17 protein-coding genes, 1 tRNA gene and 2 pseudogenes are annotated in these 16,491 nt (G+C 69.2%); 11 read left to right on the plus strand and 9 right to left on the minus strand.

What is annotated here, in order from left to right; genetic code table 11:
• The first annotated feature begins 33 nt into the window (after positions 1-33).
• The 6 genes from DEJ46_RS25030 to DEJ46_RS25055 all read left to right on the plus strand — a co-directional run bounded on the left by DEJ46_RS25030 (position 34) and on the right by DEJ46_RS25055 (position 4,367).
• Positions 34-1,011, plus strand: coding sequence for an ABC transporter substrate-binding protein (locus DEJ46_RS25030; RefSeq protein WP_150269836.1), 978 nt, complete (start codon positions 34-36; stop codon positions 1,009-1,011).
• A 92-nt stretch (positions 1,012-1,103) separates the two neighbouring features.
• Entirely contained in the window at positions 1,104-2,078 is a 975-nt protein-coding gene (locus tag DEJ46_RS25035) for a FecCD family ABC transporter permease (protein WP_223835495.1), read from the plus strand.
• Positions 2,075-2,860, plus strand: coding sequence for an ABC transporter ATP-binding protein (locus DEJ46_RS25040; protein WP_150269839.1), 786 nt, complete (start codon positions 2,075-2,077; stop codon positions 2,858-2,860). The genes DEJ46_RS25035 and DEJ46_RS25040 overlap by 4 nt, the downstream gene beginning before the upstream one ends.
• A gap of 44 nt (positions 2,861-2,904) precedes the next feature.
• Complete coding sequence (locus DEJ46_RS40780) at positions 2,905-3,021, plus strand: putative leader peptide (protein ID WP_317852193.1); 117 nt, start codon at positions 2,905-2,907, stop codon at positions 3,019-3,021.
• A gap of 111 nt (positions 3,022-3,132) precedes the next feature.
• Positions 3,133-3,411: a MoaD/ThiS family protein gene (locus tag DEJ46_RS25050; RefSeq protein ID WP_150269841.1), complete on the plus strand. Its 279-nt coding sequence runs from the start codon at positions 3,133-3,135 to the stop codon at positions 3,409-3,411.
• Positions 3,412-3,416: 5 nt separating this feature from the next.
• Positions 3,417-4,367 carry a PLP-dependent cysteine synthase family protein gene (locus DEJ46_RS25055; protein WP_150269843.1) on the plus strand — a complete coding sequence of 317 codons (951 nt, stop codon included), beginning with the start codon at positions 3,417-3,419 and terminating at the stop codon, positions 4,365-4,367.
• 10 nt (positions 4,368-4,377) lie between these two features.
• Here the strand turns inward: DEJ46_RS25055 and DEJ46_RS25060 are convergent, their stop codons facing one another.
• The gene (locus DEJ46_RS25060) at positions 4,378-4,878 is read right to left on the minus strand and encodes a type II toxin-antitoxin system PemK/MazF family toxin (protein WP_150269845.1); all 501 of its coding nucleotides are present in this window, start codon (positions 4,876-4,878) and stop codon (positions 4,378-4,380) included.
• A 203-nt stretch (positions 4,879-5,081) separates the two neighbouring features.
• Here DEJ46_RS25060 and DEJ46_RS25065 point away from each other — a divergent pair, with 203 nt between their 5' ends.
• Positions 5,082-5,834 carry an MBL fold metallo-hydrolase gene (locus DEJ46_RS25065; protein WP_150269847.1) on the plus strand — a complete coding sequence of 251 codons (753 nt, stop codon included), beginning with the start codon at positions 5,082-5,084 and terminating at the stop codon, positions 5,832-5,834.
• Here DEJ46_RS25065 and DEJ46_RS25070 read toward each other — a convergent pair.
• The 5 genes from DEJ46_RS25070 to DEJ46_RS25090 all read right to left on the minus strand — a co-directional run bounded on the left by DEJ46_RS25070 (position 5,822) and on the right by DEJ46_RS25090 (position 12,697).
• A complete protein-coding gene (locus DEJ46_RS25070) occupies positions 5,822-7,135 on the minus strand; it encodes a glycosyltransferase (protein WP_150269849.1) in 1,314 nt (437 codons plus the stop codon). The genes DEJ46_RS25065 and DEJ46_RS25070 overlap by 13 nt on opposite strands.
• Positions 7,132-9,288, minus strand: coding sequence for a peptidase domain-containing ABC transporter (locus DEJ46_RS25075; RefSeq protein WP_150269851.1), 2,157 nt, complete (start codon positions 9,286-9,288; stop codon positions 7,132-7,134). Before DEJ46_RS25075 ends, DEJ46_RS25070 begins: the two co-directional genes overlap by 4 nt.
• A gap of 113 nt (positions 9,289-9,401) precedes the next feature.
• A complete protein-coding gene (locus tag DEJ46_RS25080) occupies positions 9,402-9,596 on the minus strand; it encodes a hypothetical protein (protein ID WP_150269853.1) in 195 nt (64 codons plus the stop codon).
• A 250-nt stretch (positions 9,597-9,846) separates the two neighbouring features.
• Complete coding sequence (locus DEJ46_RS25085) at positions 9,847-11,112, minus strand: PTS transporter subunit EIIC (RefSeq protein ID WP_150269855.1); 1,266 nt, start codon at positions 11,110-11,112, stop codon at positions 9,847-9,849.
• Positions 11,113-11,398: 286 nt separating this feature from the next.
• Positions 11,399-12,697, minus strand: a complete 1,299-nt coding sequence (locus tag DEJ46_RS25090) for a PTS transporter subunit EIIC (RefSeq protein ID WP_150269857.1) — start codon at positions 12,695-12,697, stop codon at positions 11,399-11,401.
• Positions 12,698-12,893: 196 nt separating this feature from the next.
• Here DEJ46_RS25090 and DEJ46_RS25095 point away from each other — a divergent pair, with 196 nt between their 5' ends.
• The 4 genes from DEJ46_RS25095 (at position 12,894) to rdgB (ending at position 15,144) form a co-directional block, all read left to right on the plus strand.
• Positions 12,894-13,166, plus strand: coding sequence for a PTS glucose/sucrose transporter subunit IIB (locus DEJ46_RS25095; protein WP_263411786.1), 273 nt, complete (start codon positions 12,894-12,896; stop codon positions 13,164-13,166).
• Between the two features lie 138 nt (positions 13,167-13,304).
• Positions 13,305-14,036, plus strand: coding sequence for a ribonuclease PH (rph, locus tag DEJ46_RS25100; protein ID WP_150269861.1), 732 nt, complete (start codon positions 13,305-13,307; stop codon positions 14,034-14,036).
• A gap of 110 nt (positions 14,037-14,146) precedes the next feature.
• Positions 14,147-14,527 (plus strand): hypothetical protein, encoded by a 381-nt coding sequence (locus DEJ46_RS25105; protein ID WP_150269862.1) that lies wholly within the window; start codon positions 14,147-14,149, stop codon positions 14,525-14,527.
• An 8-nt stretch (positions 14,528-14,535) separates the two neighbouring features.
• Positions 14,536-15,144 carry an RdgB/HAM1 family non-canonical purine NTP pyrophosphatase gene (gene rdgB, locus DEJ46_RS25110; RefSeq protein WP_150269864.1) on the plus strand — a complete coding sequence of 203 codons (609 nt, stop codon included), beginning with the start codon at positions 14,536-14,538 and terminating at the stop codon, positions 15,142-15,144.
• A 56-nt stretch (positions 15,145-15,200) separates the two neighbouring features.
• Here the strand turns inward: rdgB and DEJ46_RS25115 are convergent.
• From DEJ46_RS25115 to DEJ46_RS25125, 3 genes and pseudogenes are all read right to left on the minus strand, one after another.
• Positions 15,201-15,285 (minus strand) — tRNA-Leu (locus tag DEJ46_RS25115).
• A gap of 20 nt (positions 15,286-15,305) precedes the next feature.
• Positions 15,306-15,888 (minus strand): annotated as a pseudogene (locus DEJ46_RS25120) (HNH endonuclease signature motif containing protein).
• Positions 15,885-16,362, minus strand: a pseudogene (locus DEJ46_RS25125) (HNH endonuclease). Before DEJ46_RS25125 ends, DEJ46_RS25120 begins: the two co-directional pseudogenes overlap by 4 nt.
• Between the last annotated feature and the right edge of the window lie 129 nt (positions 16,363-16,491).

Below are 16,491 nucleotides of genomic sequence, written 5' to 3' on the forward strand. Positions count from 1 at the left end.
GACGTGGAAATCCCCGGAGGAGGCACGACCGTCATGTCCTGGCGCCGCCCGCTGCTGCCCGCGCTCGCTCTCGTCCCGCTGCTCGCCGCCTGCTCGGCCCCCTCCGAGCAGACCTCCTCCGCGAAGCCCGGAGAGACCGCGCAGGGATTCCCGTACACCGTCGACAACTGCGGCGTGAAGACTACCTACCAGGCCCCGCCGAAGCGCGTGGTCACCATGAACCAGCACGTCACCGAGGTGATGCTGGCCCTCGGCCTGGAGAAGTCGCTCGTCGGCACCGCCTACCTCGACGACACGGTCCTCCCCGCCTACAAGAAGGCCTACGACACCGTCCCCGTCCTCGCGAAGGAGTACCCCTCCAAGGAGGCCCTGCTCGCCGCGAACCCCGACTTCGTGTACGGCGGATACGCCTCCGCCTTCGACGCCAAGGACGGCCGCGGCCGCGACGACCTCAAGAAGTCCGGCATCGGAACCCGCCTCAACATCGAGTACTGCCCGTCCGGTTCGGCCTCGATCGACGACCTCTACCGCGAAGTCCGCGAGATCGGCCGGACCTTCGGCGTCCCCGACCGGGCCGAGACCTGGACCCGCGAGGCACGCGCGACCGTCACCGCCACCGAGAAGCGCCTCAAGGGCACCCCGCCGGTCTCCGTCTTCGTCTACGACAGCGGCGACAAGACCGCCTTCACGGCGGGCGGCAAGGGCATCGGCAACGAGCTCATCACCCGGGCCGGCGGCCGGAACGTCTTCGCCGACCTCGACAAGGCCTTCGGCGACGCCACCTGGGAGCAGGTCGTCGACCGGAGGCCCGAGATCATCGTCATCTACGACTACGGCTCCACCACCGTCGAACAGAAGAAGAAGCGGCTCCTCGACGACCCCGCCCTCAAGGACGTCCCCGCGATCAAGAACCGCCGGTTCGCCGTCATGCCGCTCTCCGACACCGTCCTCGGCGTCCGGGTCCCCGCCGCCGTCGACAAGCTCGCCGCCCAGCTCCACCCGGCCCGGTGAGCGCGGTCCTCGACAGGGCCGGGACGCCGACCGAGCAGAGCGCACCGGCCTCCGGGACGGCGCGGTACGTCCTCGTCGTCGCCGGCCTCGTCCTGGCCCTGGCCCTGGCCGGCATCGCCTCGCTCGCCCTCGGCTCCGTCCGCATCCCGCCCGGCCAGGTGCTCGACGCCCTGACCGGGCGGGCGGCCCCCTCCCCGTACCGCACGATCGTGCTCGACGTCCGGCTGCCCCGGGTCCTGCTCGGGGTGGTCGTCGGCGCCGGGCTCGCCGTCGTCGGCGCCGTCCTCCAGGCCCTCGTCAACAACCGCCTCGCCGACCCCTTCCTCCTCGGGATCTCCTCCGGCGCCTCCGCCGGAGCCGTCCTCGTGCTGGTCCTGGGCGTCGGGGGAGGGGTCACCACCACCATCGCCCTGCCCGGCGGGGCCTTCGCCGGCGCGCTCCTCGCCCTCGTCCTCGTCTACGGGCTCGCGCGCCGCGGCGGGGCCATGACCGGCGCCCGGCTCGTCCTCGCCGGGGTCGCCGTCTCGTACGTCCTCTCCGCCCTCGCCACCCTGCTCCTCGTCGTCGCCGGCAGGCCCGAGCACTTCCAGGAGGCGCTGTACTGGTCCCTCGGCGGCCTCGGCAGCGCCCGCTGGGACACCCTCGTCCTGCCCGCCGCCGTCCTCGTCCTCGGCGTCGGCGCCCTCCTGAGCCTCGCCCGCCCGCTCGACCTGCTCCTCGTCGGCGAGGAGGGCGCCACCGTGCTCGGCCTGGACACCGCCCGCTTCCGCGCCGCCGTCTTCGTCCTCGCCTCCCTCGTCACCGCCGTCATGGTCGCGGCCAGCGGAGCCGTCGGCTTCGTCGGACTCATGGCCCCGCACGCCGCCCGGCTCGCCGTCGGCGCCCCGCACCGCCGCCTCCTCCCGGTCGCCGCCCTCGGCGGGGCACTCGGCCTCGTCCTCGCCGACCTCGCCGCCCGGACCGTCGCCGCACCCCAGGACATCCCCGTCGGCGTCCTCACCGCGCTCATCGGCGGCCCGTTCTTCCTCTGGCTGATGCGCCGCCGCCCCGAAGGAGCACCCCTGTGACCGAACTACGGCTCCACGGACTCTCGTACGGCAGACGCCTCCGCTCCGCCGACCTCACCGTCCGCAACGGCGAGACCGTCGGTCTCATCGGCCCCAACGGCAGCGGCAAGACCACCCTCCTGCGCTGCGTCTACGGGACCCTCACCGCGACCGCCGGACGCGCCACCCTCGACGGCGACGACCTCCACGCCCTCGGCCCCAAGGCCCGCGCCCGCCGCGTCGCCACCGTCCCGCAGGACAGCGGCACCGAGTTCGAGCTCACCGTCCGCGAACTGGTCGCCCTCGGCCGCTCCCCGCACAAACGCTTCTGGGAGGGCGACACCGGCGCCGACCGGGAGCGCGCCGAGGCCGCCCTCGCCCGCGTCGGCCTCGCCGGCCTCGCCGACCGCCCGTTCCCCACCCTCTCCGGCGGCGAGCGCCAGCGCGCCCTGGTCGCCCGCGCCCTCGTCCAGGACCCCGCCCTCCTCGTCCTCGACGAGCCCACCAACCACCTGGACATCCGCCACCAGCTCGACGTCCTCGGCCTCGTCCGCACCCTGGGCACCACCAACCTGCTCGCCCTGCACGACCTCAACCTCGCGGGGGCGTACTGCGACCGCCTCTACGTCATGGTGGAAGGCCGGGTCGTCACCGGAGGCACCCCCGCCGAGGTCCTCACCCCCGAGCTCCTGAACGCCGTCTACGGCGTGGACGCCGAGGTCATCCCGCACCCGAGGACCGGCAGCCCGACCGTCGTCTACCTGCACGGTCCGGTGGGCGGTCACAAACTATCCGCCATGTGAGATCACATTCCGAAACCCGGACCGGGAATCGATACGATGAGCCCATGGTTTCCCACGACGTGAGCGAAGAGACTCCGGGCACACCCCTGCTCGTGGCACGTCTGCACGTCGACCTGTGCCGCCTCGCCAGCGCGATGTGTACGTCCCGCGCTGCGCTCTGAGCGACCGGCCGAGCGCACTCTCCCGTACGACCCCCTCCGCGCGGGGCCCCAAGAAGCGCGTACGCCACGCCACGCGCGCCCACCACGCCACTTCCGACAGGAGCCCACGCCATGGCCATCGAGGTCCGCATCCCGACCATCCTCCGCACCTACACCGACGGCGAGAAGGCCGTCGAGGGCAGCGGTGACACCCTCGCCGCGCTCTTCGCCGACCTGGAGACCCGCCACTCCGGCATCGAGGCCCGCATCGTCGACGGCGGCAAGCTCCGCCGCTTCGTCAACGTCTACCTGAACGACGAGGACGTCCGCTTCCTCGACGGCATCGACACCAAGCTCACCGACGGCGACAGCGTCACGATCCTGCCGGCCGTCGCCGGCGGCATGGTCTGATCCACATGCGCTACGACTCCTCGCTGGCGGCGGTCGGCAACACGCCGCTCGTCCGCCTCCCCCGGCTCTCGCCCTCGGACGACGTCCGGATCTGGGCGAAGCTGGAGGACCGCAACCCGACCGGCTCGGTCAAGGACCGCCCCGCGCTCCACATGATCGAGCAGGCGGAGAAGGACGGCCGGCTCACGCCCGGCTGCACCATCCTGGAGCCGACCAGCGGCAACACCGGCATCTCCCTCGCCATGGCCGCCAAGCTCAAGGGCTACCGCATCGTCTGCGTCATGCCCGAGAACACCAGCGAGGAGCGCCGCCAGCTGCTCGCCATGTGGGGCGCGGAGATCGTCTCGTCCCCCGCGGCGGGCGGATCCAACACGGCGGTACGCGTCGCCAAGGAGATCGCCGCCGAGAACCCGTCCTGGGTGATGCTCTACCAGTACGGCAACCCGGACAACGCGGGCGCCCACTACGCCACCACGGGCCCCGAGATCCTCGCCGACCTCCCCACGATCACCCACTTCGTCGCCGGCCTCGGCACGACGGGGACGCTCATGGGCGTCGGCCGCTACCTCCGCGAGCACAAGCCCGACGTCAAGATCGTCGCCGCCGAGCCGCGCTACGACGACCTCGTCTACGGCCTGCGCAACCTCGACGAGGGCTTCGTCCCCGAGCTGTACGACGCCTCCGTCCTCACCACCCGCTTCTCCGTCGGCTCCGCCGACGCGGTCACCCGCACCCGCGAACTCCTCCAGCAGGAGGGCATCTTCGCGGGCGTCTCCACGGGCGCCGCACTGCACGCGGCCATCGGCGTCGGCAACAAGGCCGTCAAGGCCGGCGAGAGCGCCGACATCGCCTTCGTCGTCGCCGACGGCGGCTGGAAGTACCTGTCGACCGGCCTCTACACGGCCAAGACGACAGAGGAAGCGATCGAAACGGTCCAGGGCCAGCTCTGGGCGTGACCCTCTCGGTCTAACGCGCCAGATGGCGGACCTGGTCCCACACGACCGGGTCCGCCGTTCCCGCTCTCCGGCGGAAGTCCCGCACCGGCACGTCCCGCAGCTCGTCCGTCTCCAGGAAGCTCGGCCGCCCCTGCGCGTCGCCCACCGCCCCCGGCGGCAGCGCGATCACCCCCGGCCGCTCGTCGTGGTACTTGCTGGTGATCTTGGCGACGAGCGCATTGTCCCCCCGTACCGTGAGCACCAGACAGGGCCGGTCCTTCGACCCGGGCCCGTCCTCGAAGGGCACGTCCGCCCACCAGATCTCACCCGCCCGCGGCAGCCGCGACGGAGCCGGCCGCGACGGAGCCGGCCGCGGCCCGGCGGGCCGCCCCGGCGGCCGGGTCCGCTCCGGCGCACGGCCCCGACCCCGCCCCGCGGGCCTGCGGTTCGAACGTTTCTGTCCGCCGGCGACCACCACGACCAGCGCGATCACCACGACCGCGGCCAGCGCGGGCCACCATGACGTGTCCATACCTCAAGACGGTACCGGCGCGCGCCCCACTCCGCCGTGACGCCCCGCCATCCATCCGAACCGGTGACAGAGCCCGTGAGTTCGCCCACAACGGGCCGCCACGAAGGAGCGACAGGCCCAGGTGCGCCTTACGCTCGACAGACCGCACAGCCTCCCCCTCCCTCAGCGCGCTTTCCGCACCCGTCCACGGAGGTTCACGCTCCATGAAGCTCACCGTCGTCGGTTGCTCCGGGTCGTTCCCGTCCGCGGATTCGGCCTGTTCGAGCTACCTCGTCGAGGCCGACGGCTTCCGGTTGCTCCTCGACATGGGCAACGGCGCCCTCGGCGAGCTGCAACGACACATCGGTCTGTACGACCTCGACGCGATCTTCCTCAGCCATCTGCACGCGGACCACTGCATCGACATGTGCGGGTACTTCGTCGCCCGCTACTACCGGCACGAGGGCGGGCGCTGCGACGCGATCCCCGTCTACGCGCCGGAGGGTGCCGAGCAGCGCCTGACCACGGCGTACGCGGACACCCCGTCGCCGACCTCGATGAGCGAGGTCTTCGACTTCCACACGCTGAAGTCGTCCACCTTCGAGCTGGGCCCGTTCACGGTCCGCACGGAGAAGGTGTGCCACCCGGTCGAGGCGTACGGCATCCGCGTCGAGCACGGCGGCCGCTCGCTCACCTACTCCGGTGACACCGGCGTCTGCGAGGCACTCCACGAGCTCGCCGACGGCACCGACCTCTTCCTCTGCGAGGCCTCCTTCACCCACGGCAAGGAGGACATCCCGGCCCTCCACCTCAACGGCCGCGAGGCCGGCGCCCAGGCGAACCGGGCCCAGGTGGGCCGCCTGGTCCTCACCCACATCCCCCCGTGGACCGACGGCGAGCAGAACCTGGCGGACGCCCGCGCGGTCTACACGGGCCCGTCGGAACTGGCGCGACCGGGCGCGGTCTACGAGGTCTGAGGAAGGTCCCGCCAGCTCGGCAGCCGGTCCGCGAGAGACTCCACGGTGGCCGTCGTGAGCGATCCGGCCCGGCGGGACCGGGCTTCGCCCAGCAGCACGGGCACCTCGTCGTAGCGGCCGCATGTCAGTGCCAGCAGGGCCTGGAGGTCGTAGCTGCGGCCCACCAGCTGCCGATGGTCCGGCAGCTGGTGCCGGCTTCCCTCGGAGAGCTCGTCCAGCAGCCGCGAGGAGCGGTTGAGCAGGGCACTGAACTCGGCGAACGTCCGGTAGTACGAGGCTTCGAGGACGCGCCCCCGCGCGTGCAGGAGAGGCGCGAGCTCCCCGATCTCACGACCGCCGCCGAACCCCAGGGCCAGCTCGCACTGGAGGACCAGGCTGTCGGTCCAGCGCTCCGCCTCGTAGTCGGACAGAGGAACCCGGTCGTACAGGGCGTGTGCTTCCCGGAGCCTCCGGAACAGTGCGAGGGCTTCGTCGGGACCGGGCTGACGACCCACGAGGCCGTCGCGCACCGCGTAGAAGTGCCACTTCGGATTCGACGGCTCCTCCGTCAGACACACTTCCACGAGCCGTGCGTACTTCTCCCGTTTCCCCTTGCGCGTGATCACCTCCGGCTCGTAGCCGGTGTGGTGGAAGACCACGTCCACCTCGACGGACGGAGGCTGGGCGCCGTGCGCGTCGTACAGCCGCTCGTGGAGACGCCCCTTGAACCGCAGGGCCGAGCCGGAGCGGACGACCCGCCGGGTGTCCGTATGGCATTCCTGACTCGTGTCGAGAATGCGAGGGGACACCACCAGGTCGGCACCGGGTAGGACGTGGTCCAGAGCCGACAGGACGGCCCGCAGCCGCCCCCTGCTCTCCGCCGACAGGGTTTCGTCCGCGTCCACATGGGCGAGCCACCCGCCCGGGCCGGCCTGCTCGAACGCCGCGTTGCGCTGAGCGGCGAAGTCGTCGGTCCACGCGCGGGTCACGTGTTCCACATGGGCGACGGCGGACCTCGCGGTGCCCAAGGTCGAGTCCTCGGACTCGGCGTCGACGAGGAGCATGCGGTCGCAGTCGTCGGTCAGGGCGCGCAGACACGCACCGATCACCTGCTCCTCGTCGTGTGTCAGTACGACGGCGGTGACGGCGCCTGCCCGGTCCGGCCGATAGGCGCCGGTGAGCTCGCCGTACGAGCCGGCCGGGACGTCCAGCGCGAGCAGTTCCGGGGCGGCCGCGCGGACGAGCCGCAGATCCCGGCCCAGCGCGGTCGGCGGGCCGGAATCCTCGGCCCAGGCCTGATCGAGGACATCGGCGAACTTCATGCGGGTTCCTTCGTCAGGGCGGCACGGTCGGGGGCGCTGTCCAGGCGCATGGTCAGGTCGCACCGCAGGTCGTCGACCTCTCGATGAGCCACCAGGACGCGAGTGGCTCCCGTCGTGGCCAGGGAGTCCCAGATCTGGACGAAGGCGTCCTGGTCGATGCCGCTGAAGCTCTCGTCGAACAGGAAGACGTCGGGGCGGATCAACACCGCGCGTGCCAGGGCGAGCTTCTGCAGCTGGCCTCGGGACAGGCGGGTCCCGTCCTCCCGCAGGACCTCGTCGTAGCCCTTGTCGAGGGAGTCGACGACGGATGTCGCATGGGCCAAGGCGCAAGCCTGATCGACTTCGTCCTGGGAGTGGTGTGCTCCCAGCGTCAGGTTCTCCCGGACGGTCGCGTTGACGATCATCGGGATCTCGGGCAGATAGAGGACCTTGCGATGGACGGTGTCGGGATCGAGGCTTTCGAGCGGCACACCACCGAGGAAGACCGTCCCGGCGTCCGCCGTGTGCAGGCCTGCCAGGAGCTTCAGGAGGGTGCTCTTTCCCGAGGCGTTGTCCCCTGCCAGATGCACCGAGCGCCCGGCGGGGACGGTCACGGAGACGTCTTCGACGACGCGGCGCGCGGTGCCCGGGTACGAGAACGTCAGGCCTCGTGCCGAGAGGGCGGAGGGCGTTCCGTGCGGGAGGTCCGGCTGTGCGGGCGCGCCGCCCGGACGTGCGTGGACGTCCGTGGGAGACGGGAGGACGACGGGCTCACGCTGGGTCATGATGTCCCGATAGCGGCCGATCGCGGCGGAGCTCCGCTGGAGCGTGGTCTGCAGGGTGGAGATGTTCACCAGCGAGGTGAGGAAGTACCCGGACAGCGAGATGAAGCTGAGGACCTGCCCCAGCGAGATCCGGCCGCTCTGGGCCTGGAGGAGGCCGATCCAGGTCACGGTGACGGCGAAGCAGCCGTGGGTCACCAGCCGGATCGTGGCGGAGAGGTTGTCGAGGCGCCCGAGTCTCGTCTCGGATTCGATACGCCGTGACAAAGCGTCGGAGATCCGCCGGGCCGCGAAAGCACGCTTTCCGTGGGAGATCACGACCTCGTGGTGGTTGAGGACGTTGATCAGTTCGGATTTGAGCGTGGCGTCACGCTGCAATGCTTCCTCGGATGTCTCCCGAATGCCGCGATAGAGACTCCACGAGGCGACCACCGTGATGAATGCGGAACTCATGAGGATGCCGAAGAGAGGCAGGCTCGACCAAGCGAGGTAGCTGCCGACGATGAGCACGATGGCCATGTCCACCGATACGCCGATCGTGGTGGAAGTCAGGAGCGTCTGTATTCCCTGGACGTCATCGAGCCGGCTTGCCAGGTCTCCGGTTCTGCGGCCCGAGTAGAAGCGGACCGGTAGACGGAGGAGTTTATCGACGTAGCGCTCGGACAGGTTCCTCTGTACGCGCTGACCGAATCTGACGATGATGAGCCCGCGTATGTACTGGAGAGCTCCGGCGGCCAGTACCATTCCCACGAAGGCCAGGGAGGTCAGCGTGAGGGCGCTGATGCTGTCCGACTGCAGGAATCTGTCGACGGACACCTGGAGATATATGCTGCTGGAGATCGAAAGCGCGGCCACGAGGAGCGTCAGAGCGATGACCCCGGTGATTGTCCGCCGGTTCTCGCGGACCTCGTTCACGAAGACGCTCTGCTTCCAGGAATGCCTGAAGCGCCCCCATCGGCCGACGTCGGTCGAGGGGGTCTCGGAGACGAGGGTCTCACCGGAGAAGGTCTGCGACAGCTCGTCGGCGGTCACGGTCCTCGGCCGGTAGAACCATGGGTCGCTGATGACGAAGTCGCCGTTGGGCAGGGCTTCTTGGACGACGACGAAGTGAGAGAGCCCCTCGTCCGCCGTCAGGGCGATGGCAGGTCCTGCCAGCGTGACAGCCTGGTGCAGCTCGTTCACGGTCAGGCGGAAGGCCTGGGAGGTGACGCCGTAGTCGTCGAGCACCTGCTGGAGCCGGAAAAGGCTCGCACCGCCTTCGCCGAGCCCCACGGATTCCCGAAGAATCGCGGAGTCCACGTGCACTCCGTGTCTCCGCAGGACAGTGCGCACGCAGGCCGGGCCGCAGTCCGTATCACCTTCCTGATGCGTGTGATAGGCCTGCCATTTCATCTTGCGCCCCCTGGGATGCGGATCGGCGGCGCCTCGGCTTCCGGGTTCCTTTCCGGAGTGGAGGCGCCGCCGTTCATAGACTGCTGTCAGGTGATTCCTGGCAGCGTTATCTGCTACCGGCACTCACGGTTGTAGATGGCCATGTAGTCCGTGTAGCTGCCGCCACAGCCGTAACCCAGCATGTTGGCCTGGGCGTTGGCCCAGATCGCGGCGCACTGGGCCTTGGAGAGGCGGCCGCCGGAAACGGCGTCGGTCTCGCTGTCGGACATGGTCGTGAAGTTCATCTCGCGCAGCGTGGAGAGGCTCATGTGCTTCTCTTTCCTGGTCGTGACGGGCCGGTCATGCCCGTCGGGATGGTGCGCCGAGCGGTTCCCCCGGCTCGATTGGTCTAATCCTATGGAGGGGGGAAGGAATGTACGTGATCTTGTCCGTGAGTTTGTCAGGTCGCTCCGGCGGCAATTCCCGGGCTGTGACTCCGGCATGCGCCCCGAAAAAGAAAGTCGGCCTCCAGGACCACGATCAGGTCCTGAAGGCCGACGTTTCGTCAGGCGGGAGGGCTCACGCCTTGGTGAGGTCCTCGATCTCCTCCTCGGGCTCGCGGCCCGGGGTCATGATGTTGAACTTGGTGATCGCGAAGCGGAAGACCACGTAGTAGATCGCCGCGAACGCGAGGCCGATCGGGATGATCAGCCACGGCTTGGAGGCGTACGTCCAGTTGAGGAAGTAGTCCAGCGCACCGGCGGAGAAGGTGAAGCCGTGGTGCACGCCGAGGGCCGACGTGATGACCATCGAGGCGGCGGTGAGCACCGCGTGGATCACGTACAGCAGCGGAGCCAGGAACATGAACGCGAACTCGATGGGCTCGGTGATGCCCGTGACGAACGAGGTCAGGGCGAGCGAGAACATCATGCCGCCGACGACCTTGCGGCGCTCGGGACGGGCGCAGTGGGTGATGGCCAGTGCGACGGCCGGCAGCGCGAACATCATGATCGGGAAGAATCCGGACATGAACTGACCGGCGGTCGGGTCGCCGTGGAAGAAGCGCGGCAGGTCGCCGTGCCAGACGGCACCGGTGGAGTCGGTGAAGGAACCGATCTCCTGCCAGGCGACGGTGTTCACGAACTGGTGCATGCCGACCGGGAGCAGTCCGCGGTTGATGGCGCCGAAGATGCCGGAGCCGAGAGCGCCGAGGCCGGTCATCCAGTTGCCGAAGTCGGTGATCACGCCACCGATGGGCTCCCAGAGGAGACCGAAGACGACACCCATGATGGTGCCGACGAAGGCCATGATGATCGGGACGAGCCGGCGGCCGTTGAAGAAGCCGAGCCAGTCGACCAGCTTCGTGCGGTGGTACCGCTGCCATATGACCGCGGCGAGCAGGCCCATGATGATGCCGCCGAAGACCTTGGGGTCGTTGTACGTCGCGGCGACGTCGACACCCTTGTTCGCGGTCGTGTTGACGACGGCCTCGGAGGTCGGGAACGCGGTGAGCACGTTCTTGTAGACCAGGAAGCCGACCAGCGCGGCGAGCGCGGTCGATCCGTCGGCCTTCTTCGCGAAGCCGATCGCGATACCGACGCAGAACAGCAGCGGCATGTTGGCGAAGACCGCGTCGCCCGCCGTGGCGAAGACGGCGGCGACCTTGTCCCAGCCGAGGCCTTCGGCGCCGAAGACGTCGGGCTGGCCGAGACGGAGCAAGATACCCGCGGCCGGCAGAACGGCGATCGGCAGCTGCAGGCTGCGACCGACCTTCTGCAGGCCCTGGAACAGGCCGGATCCGCGCTTCTTCGCGGGAGCGGCGGCCTGGGCGGTGGCCGTACTCATCAACTTCCTCCAGTAAGGCAAGGCGCCGCCAGGGCTGTGGACACGGGGGGAGGCGACGTCTCGTGGAACGCGGTGGTCTGGACCGCGTGGTCTACACCAGTGAATGGTGTAGACCAGTTTTAGCACGTGAGACTTAGATAAGGAACCTGCGAATTTTGTGTGCTCGGCCATGGGGCGAAATGCACGACATAAGGCCCCCGGACCGTCAGGTCCAGGGGCCTTGCGCGGGGCTTACGAAGGGGACGAAAGCCCCGAATCGATCATCCTCCGAAGGGTGATCGCGGGGTCACTTGACGTTCTCCCGCTCCATCTCGTCCCCCACCTCGTCCGGCTCGCGGCCGGGGGTCGGGAGGTTGAACCTGGTGATCGCGAACCTGAAGATCGCGTAGTACACGACGGCGAAGGCGAGACCGATCGGGATGATCAGCCACGGCTTCGTCGCGAGGTTCCAGTTGATCACGTAGTCGATCAGACCCGCCGAGAAGCTGAAGCCGTCCTTCACGCCGAACGCCCAGGTCACGGCCATCGACACACCCGTCAGCACGGCATGGATCGCGTAGAGCAGCGGGGCGATGAAGAGGAACGAGTACTCGATCGGCTCGGTGATGCCCGTGACGAACGAGGTCAGCGCGACCGACAGCATCATGCCGCCGACCTCCTTGCGCCGGTGCGGCTTGGCGCAGTGCGTGATCGCCAGCGCCGCCGCCGGCAGTGCGAACATCATGATCGGGAAGAAGCCCGTCAGGAACTGGCCGGCGTTCGGGTCACCCGCCAGGAACATGGGGATGTCACCGTGGACCGTCGTACCGTCCGGCTTCTCGTACGTGCCGAACTGGAACCAGATCGGCACGTTCAGGAACTGGTGCAGGCCGATGACGAGCAGCGCCCGGTTCGCCAGGCCGAAGATGCCCGAACCCCACGCGCCGAGCCCGACCAGCCAGTCGCTGAAGCTCTCCAGGCCGTCACCGATCGGCGGCCAGACCCACAGGCAGAGCGCCGCGAACGCGATCGCCACGAACGTCATGATGATCGGGACGAGCCGGCGGCCGTTGAAGAAGCCCAGCCAGTCGACCAGCTTCGTCCGGTGGTACCGCTGCCAGAGGTATGCGGTGAGCAGACCCATGACGATGCCGCCGAAGACACCGGGATTCTGGTAGGTGTAGCCGGCGAAGGAGTCGTCGGTGCCGAGGCAGCCGCCGCCGATGTCCTGCGTACCGGCGGGGCAGTCCTTCGGGAACTGGCGCAGCACCGTGTAATAGACGAGGAAGCCGACGACGGACGCGAGCGCCGTCGAGCCGTCCGCCTTCTTGGCCATGCCGATCGCCACACCGATGCAGAACAGCAGTGGCAGGCCGAGGCTGCCGTCGAGGAGAGCACCGCCCGCGCCCGCCATCACCTTCGCGACGTTGTCCCAGCCGAGACCCTCTGCGCCGAAGACGTCCGGCTGGCCGAGCCGGTTGATGATGCCCGCGGCCGGCAGGACGGCGATGGGGAGCTGGAGACTGCGCCCCATCTTCTGCAGGCCCTGGAAGAGTCCGCCCCACACGGACTTCTTGGGCGCTGCCGCGGCGCTGTCGGTACTCATCGGCGTCCTCCCTGCCCGGAACAAGCCGGGTCCGCGTCTCGTTGCACACTGGTGTAGACCACTTGCGGTAGGCTCCGGGAGCCTGCTGAGGACAGGCCGCCGGTGATCGTCATCATTCGGCAGAACGGCGGCACACGCTCGCGAAGTTGGGCCAACCGTGGGTTACCGTGACAAAGCGGACCGCAGGTGCGCCGAGATTCGCGCTCGCGCGAACAGAACGGACAGGGAGAAACACATGGCCACCAAGGCTGAGAAGATCGTCGCCGGGCTGGGCGGCATCGACAACATCGAAGAGGTCGAGGGCTGCATCACCCGGCTCCGCACCGAGGTTGTCGACCCCGCGCTCGTCGACGAGGCCGCCCTCAAGGCCGCCGGCGCCCACGGCGTCGTGAAGATGGGCACCGCCATCCAGGTCGTCATCGGCACCGACGCGGACCCGATCGCCGCGGAGATCGAAGACCTGATGTGAGACCTGACGTGAGCGAACGGCTCACGTCGACAAGGGCCCGTTCCGGCAGGGGAACGGGCCCTTCGTCATGAAGACCCGGGCCCTCCGCCACCACACGGCCGGGCCCTCCGCCCCCACGGCTACGGCTAGGCTCGTCCCATGTCTCGCATCGACGGCCGTACCCCCGAACAGCTCCGCCCCGTCACCATCGAACGCGGCTGGAGCAAGCACGCAGAGGGCTCCGTCCTCATCTCCTTCGGTGACACCAAGGTCTTCTGCACCGCCTCCGTCACCGAAGGCGTCCCGCGCTGGCGCAAGGGCAGCGGCGAAGGCTGGGTCACCGGCGAGTACTCCATGCTGCCCCGGGCCACCAACACCCGCGGCGACCGCGAGTCCGTCCGCGGCAAGATCGGCGGCCGTACGCACGAGATCTCCCGCCTCATCGGCCGCTCGCTGCGCGCCGTCATCGACTACAAGGCCCTCGGCGAGAACACGATCGTCCTCGACTGCGACGTCCTCCAGGCCGACGGCGGCACCCGCACCGCCGCCATCACCGGCGCGTACGTCGCCCTCGCCGACGCCGTCGCCTGGGCCCAGGGCAAGAAGCTCGTGAAGGCCGGCCGCAAGCCCCTCACCGGCACCGTCGGCGCCGTCTCCGTCGGCATCGTCGACGGCGTCCCCCTCCTCGACCTCTGTTACGAGGAGGACGTCCGCGCCGAGACCGACATGAACGTCGTCTGCACCGGCGACGGCCGCTTCGTCGAGGTCCAGGGCACCGCCGAGGCCGAGCCCTTCGACCGCAAGGAGCTCAACGCCCTCCTCGACCTGGCCTCCGGCGGCTGCGCCGAACTGGCGGAGATCCAGCGCAAGGCCCTCGAAGGAACCCTCTGACACCTGGCTGCGTCATGACGGGCGGGCACACGGATAAGCTCCGTGCGCCCGCCCGTCTGTCTGTCCGTCCGCCTGTCCGTCTGTCCGTCTGTTCGTATTTAGGGGATGCCTTGAAGCGCCGACTCGCACTCGCCGTGGCCACGGCCGCCGCACTCACCACCGTCCTGAGCGGCTGCGGAGCCCTCGACACCGCCATGGACTGCGTCAAGACCGCCGACGCGATAGCCACGTCCGTGACCAAGCTCGAACAGGCCGTCTCCAACGCCTCCAACGACCCGACGCAGATCGAGGAGTCCCTGAACTCGATCAGCACCGAGCTCGGCAACCTCAAGGACACCACCGACAACGCCGACCTCGCGAAGGCGGTCGACGACCTCACGAAGGGCGTCGAGTCCGTCCGTACGGCGGTCAAGAACGGCGACACCACCCCGGACATCCAGCCGATCACGGACGGCGCGAGCGAGATCGCGAAGGTCTGCACCCCGGGATAATCGGGGGCATGACCCGACAGCGCCTGATCCTCGCCACCCGCAACGCGGGCAAGATCACCGAACTCCACGCGATCCTCGCCGACGCGGGCCTCGACCTCGAACTCGTCGGCGCGGACGCGTACCCCGACGTGCCCGACGTCAAGGAAACCGGTGTCACCTTCGCCGAGAACGCGCTCCTCAAGGCGCACGCCCTCGCCCAGGCCACCGGCCTCCCGGCCGTCGCCGACGACTCCGGCCTCTGCGTCGACGTCCTGAACGGCGCCCCCGGCATCTTCTCGGCCCGCTGGGCCGGCACCCACGGCAACGACCGCGCGAACCTGGACCTGCTCCTGGCCCAGCTCGCGGACATCGACGACGCCCACAGAGGCGCCCACTTCGCCTGCGCGGCGGCCCTGGCGCTCCCGGACGGCACGGAACGGGTGGTCGAGGGTCGCATGGAGGGCACCCTCCGCCATGCCCCGACGGGCACGAACGGCTTCGGCTACGACCCGATCCTCCAGCCGACGGGCCACGACGTGACCTGCGCCGAACTCTCCCCGTCGGAGAAGAACGCGATCAGCCACCGCGGCAAGGCCTTCCGCGCCCTGGTGCCGGTGGTGAAGGAGCTGCTGGGCTGAGGGCTTGCATACGAACGGCCCGCGAATCGGTCCTTCGATTCGCAGGCCGTTTATCGTGCGGCCGGAGGGATTCGAACCCTCACGGGATTTCTCCCACGGGCTCCTAAGGCCCGCGCGTGCTGCCTATTTCGCCACGGCCGCTTGCACAGCCATGGTAGCGGTCACCGCGAGCCTGTCGGAGAGGTGCGTCGGCGCCCTCCCCGGCACCAGGTGTCGGTGACCGCATGGCAGTTGGGGCAAAGTAGCCGAAGGTTCTCGGCGCGGTCATCGCGCCAGTCCCCATTGATGTGGTCGATCTCCAGGGTCATGGGTCTGCCGAGCCACTCGGTGCCGATGCCGCAGTCGGCACACTCCTCGGGGACGCCGGACTCACGGAGTGCTCGACGCAGCAGGTGAGTTCTGGTCCGGAGCCCCCGGCCGTGGCGGACGAGAATGTCCTCAGGTCGTTTCACCGGGGTGGGCCCCTGTTGTCCTCGCGCGTGCGCCTGCCCCAGGAAGTGGGACGTGCTGAGGCCATCCTCCGCGGTCCATCGGCGGAATAGCGCGCGCATCTGCCCTGTGCAGGGCTTGCCCAAGATGCGGAGAGCGCCGGTCGATTTCGTAGTGGGCGAAGCGCTTCAGCAGGTAGCGGCGGAGCTTGTCGCAGGGCTGCGAGTCGAAGAAGGCGAAGATCTCGTCGATGGTCGAGCACTGCGCGGCGGCTTCGGCCAACCGCTCGCGGGTGCATCGAGCGGCGTTGGTCACGAGGCTCGTCTCCTGCCGCGGCCTCGGTAGGTGTCGGTCGTCGAGTGGCAGTTGGGGCAGAGGAACCGCAGGTTCTCGATCCGGTTGTTGCGCCAGTCTCCGTCGATGTGGTCGACCTCCAGCGGGAGTGGTCGGCCGCGCCACTGGGCGTCCGTACCGCACGTTGCGCACTGGTTTCCGTACTCCCGAGTCCTTCATCGCCCATGTGAGGCGGTCGCTCGGGATGCGCCGGGTCTGTGGGCCGGTCTGCTCGACGAGCAGGGCCTCGGGTGTCCGGGGGCGCCGGGGCTTTCCCCGCTGGGACGGCGCGCGGAAGTGCGAGGTGTCCACGCCCGGCTTCTGCATGCGCTCCCGCACGTACCTTCGCGTCGAGCTCTTCGGGCCCACCCCCAGCCATTCCAGCGCCTCCGTCAGCGTCCGCGCTCCCCGCGCCGCCACTTCGAGCCGCTCCTGTGTGAACGCGCTCGTCCCCATCGGACCCCCTCGGATCCGGCCACCCGTTCGTGGCCTCGTACGGAGTAACGAGCCGAATATCGGACGGTCACGTCATGACGCGTACGAATATCGCGTCCGGTATACGAAACGGCCCGCACCGCCCTTTCG

It is taken from the genome of Streptomyces venezuelae (assembly GCF_008642375.1).
GTDB classification, from domain to species: domain Bacteria; phylum Actinomycetota; class Actinomycetes; order Streptomycetales; family Streptomycetaceae; genus Streptomyces; species Streptomyces venezuelae_G.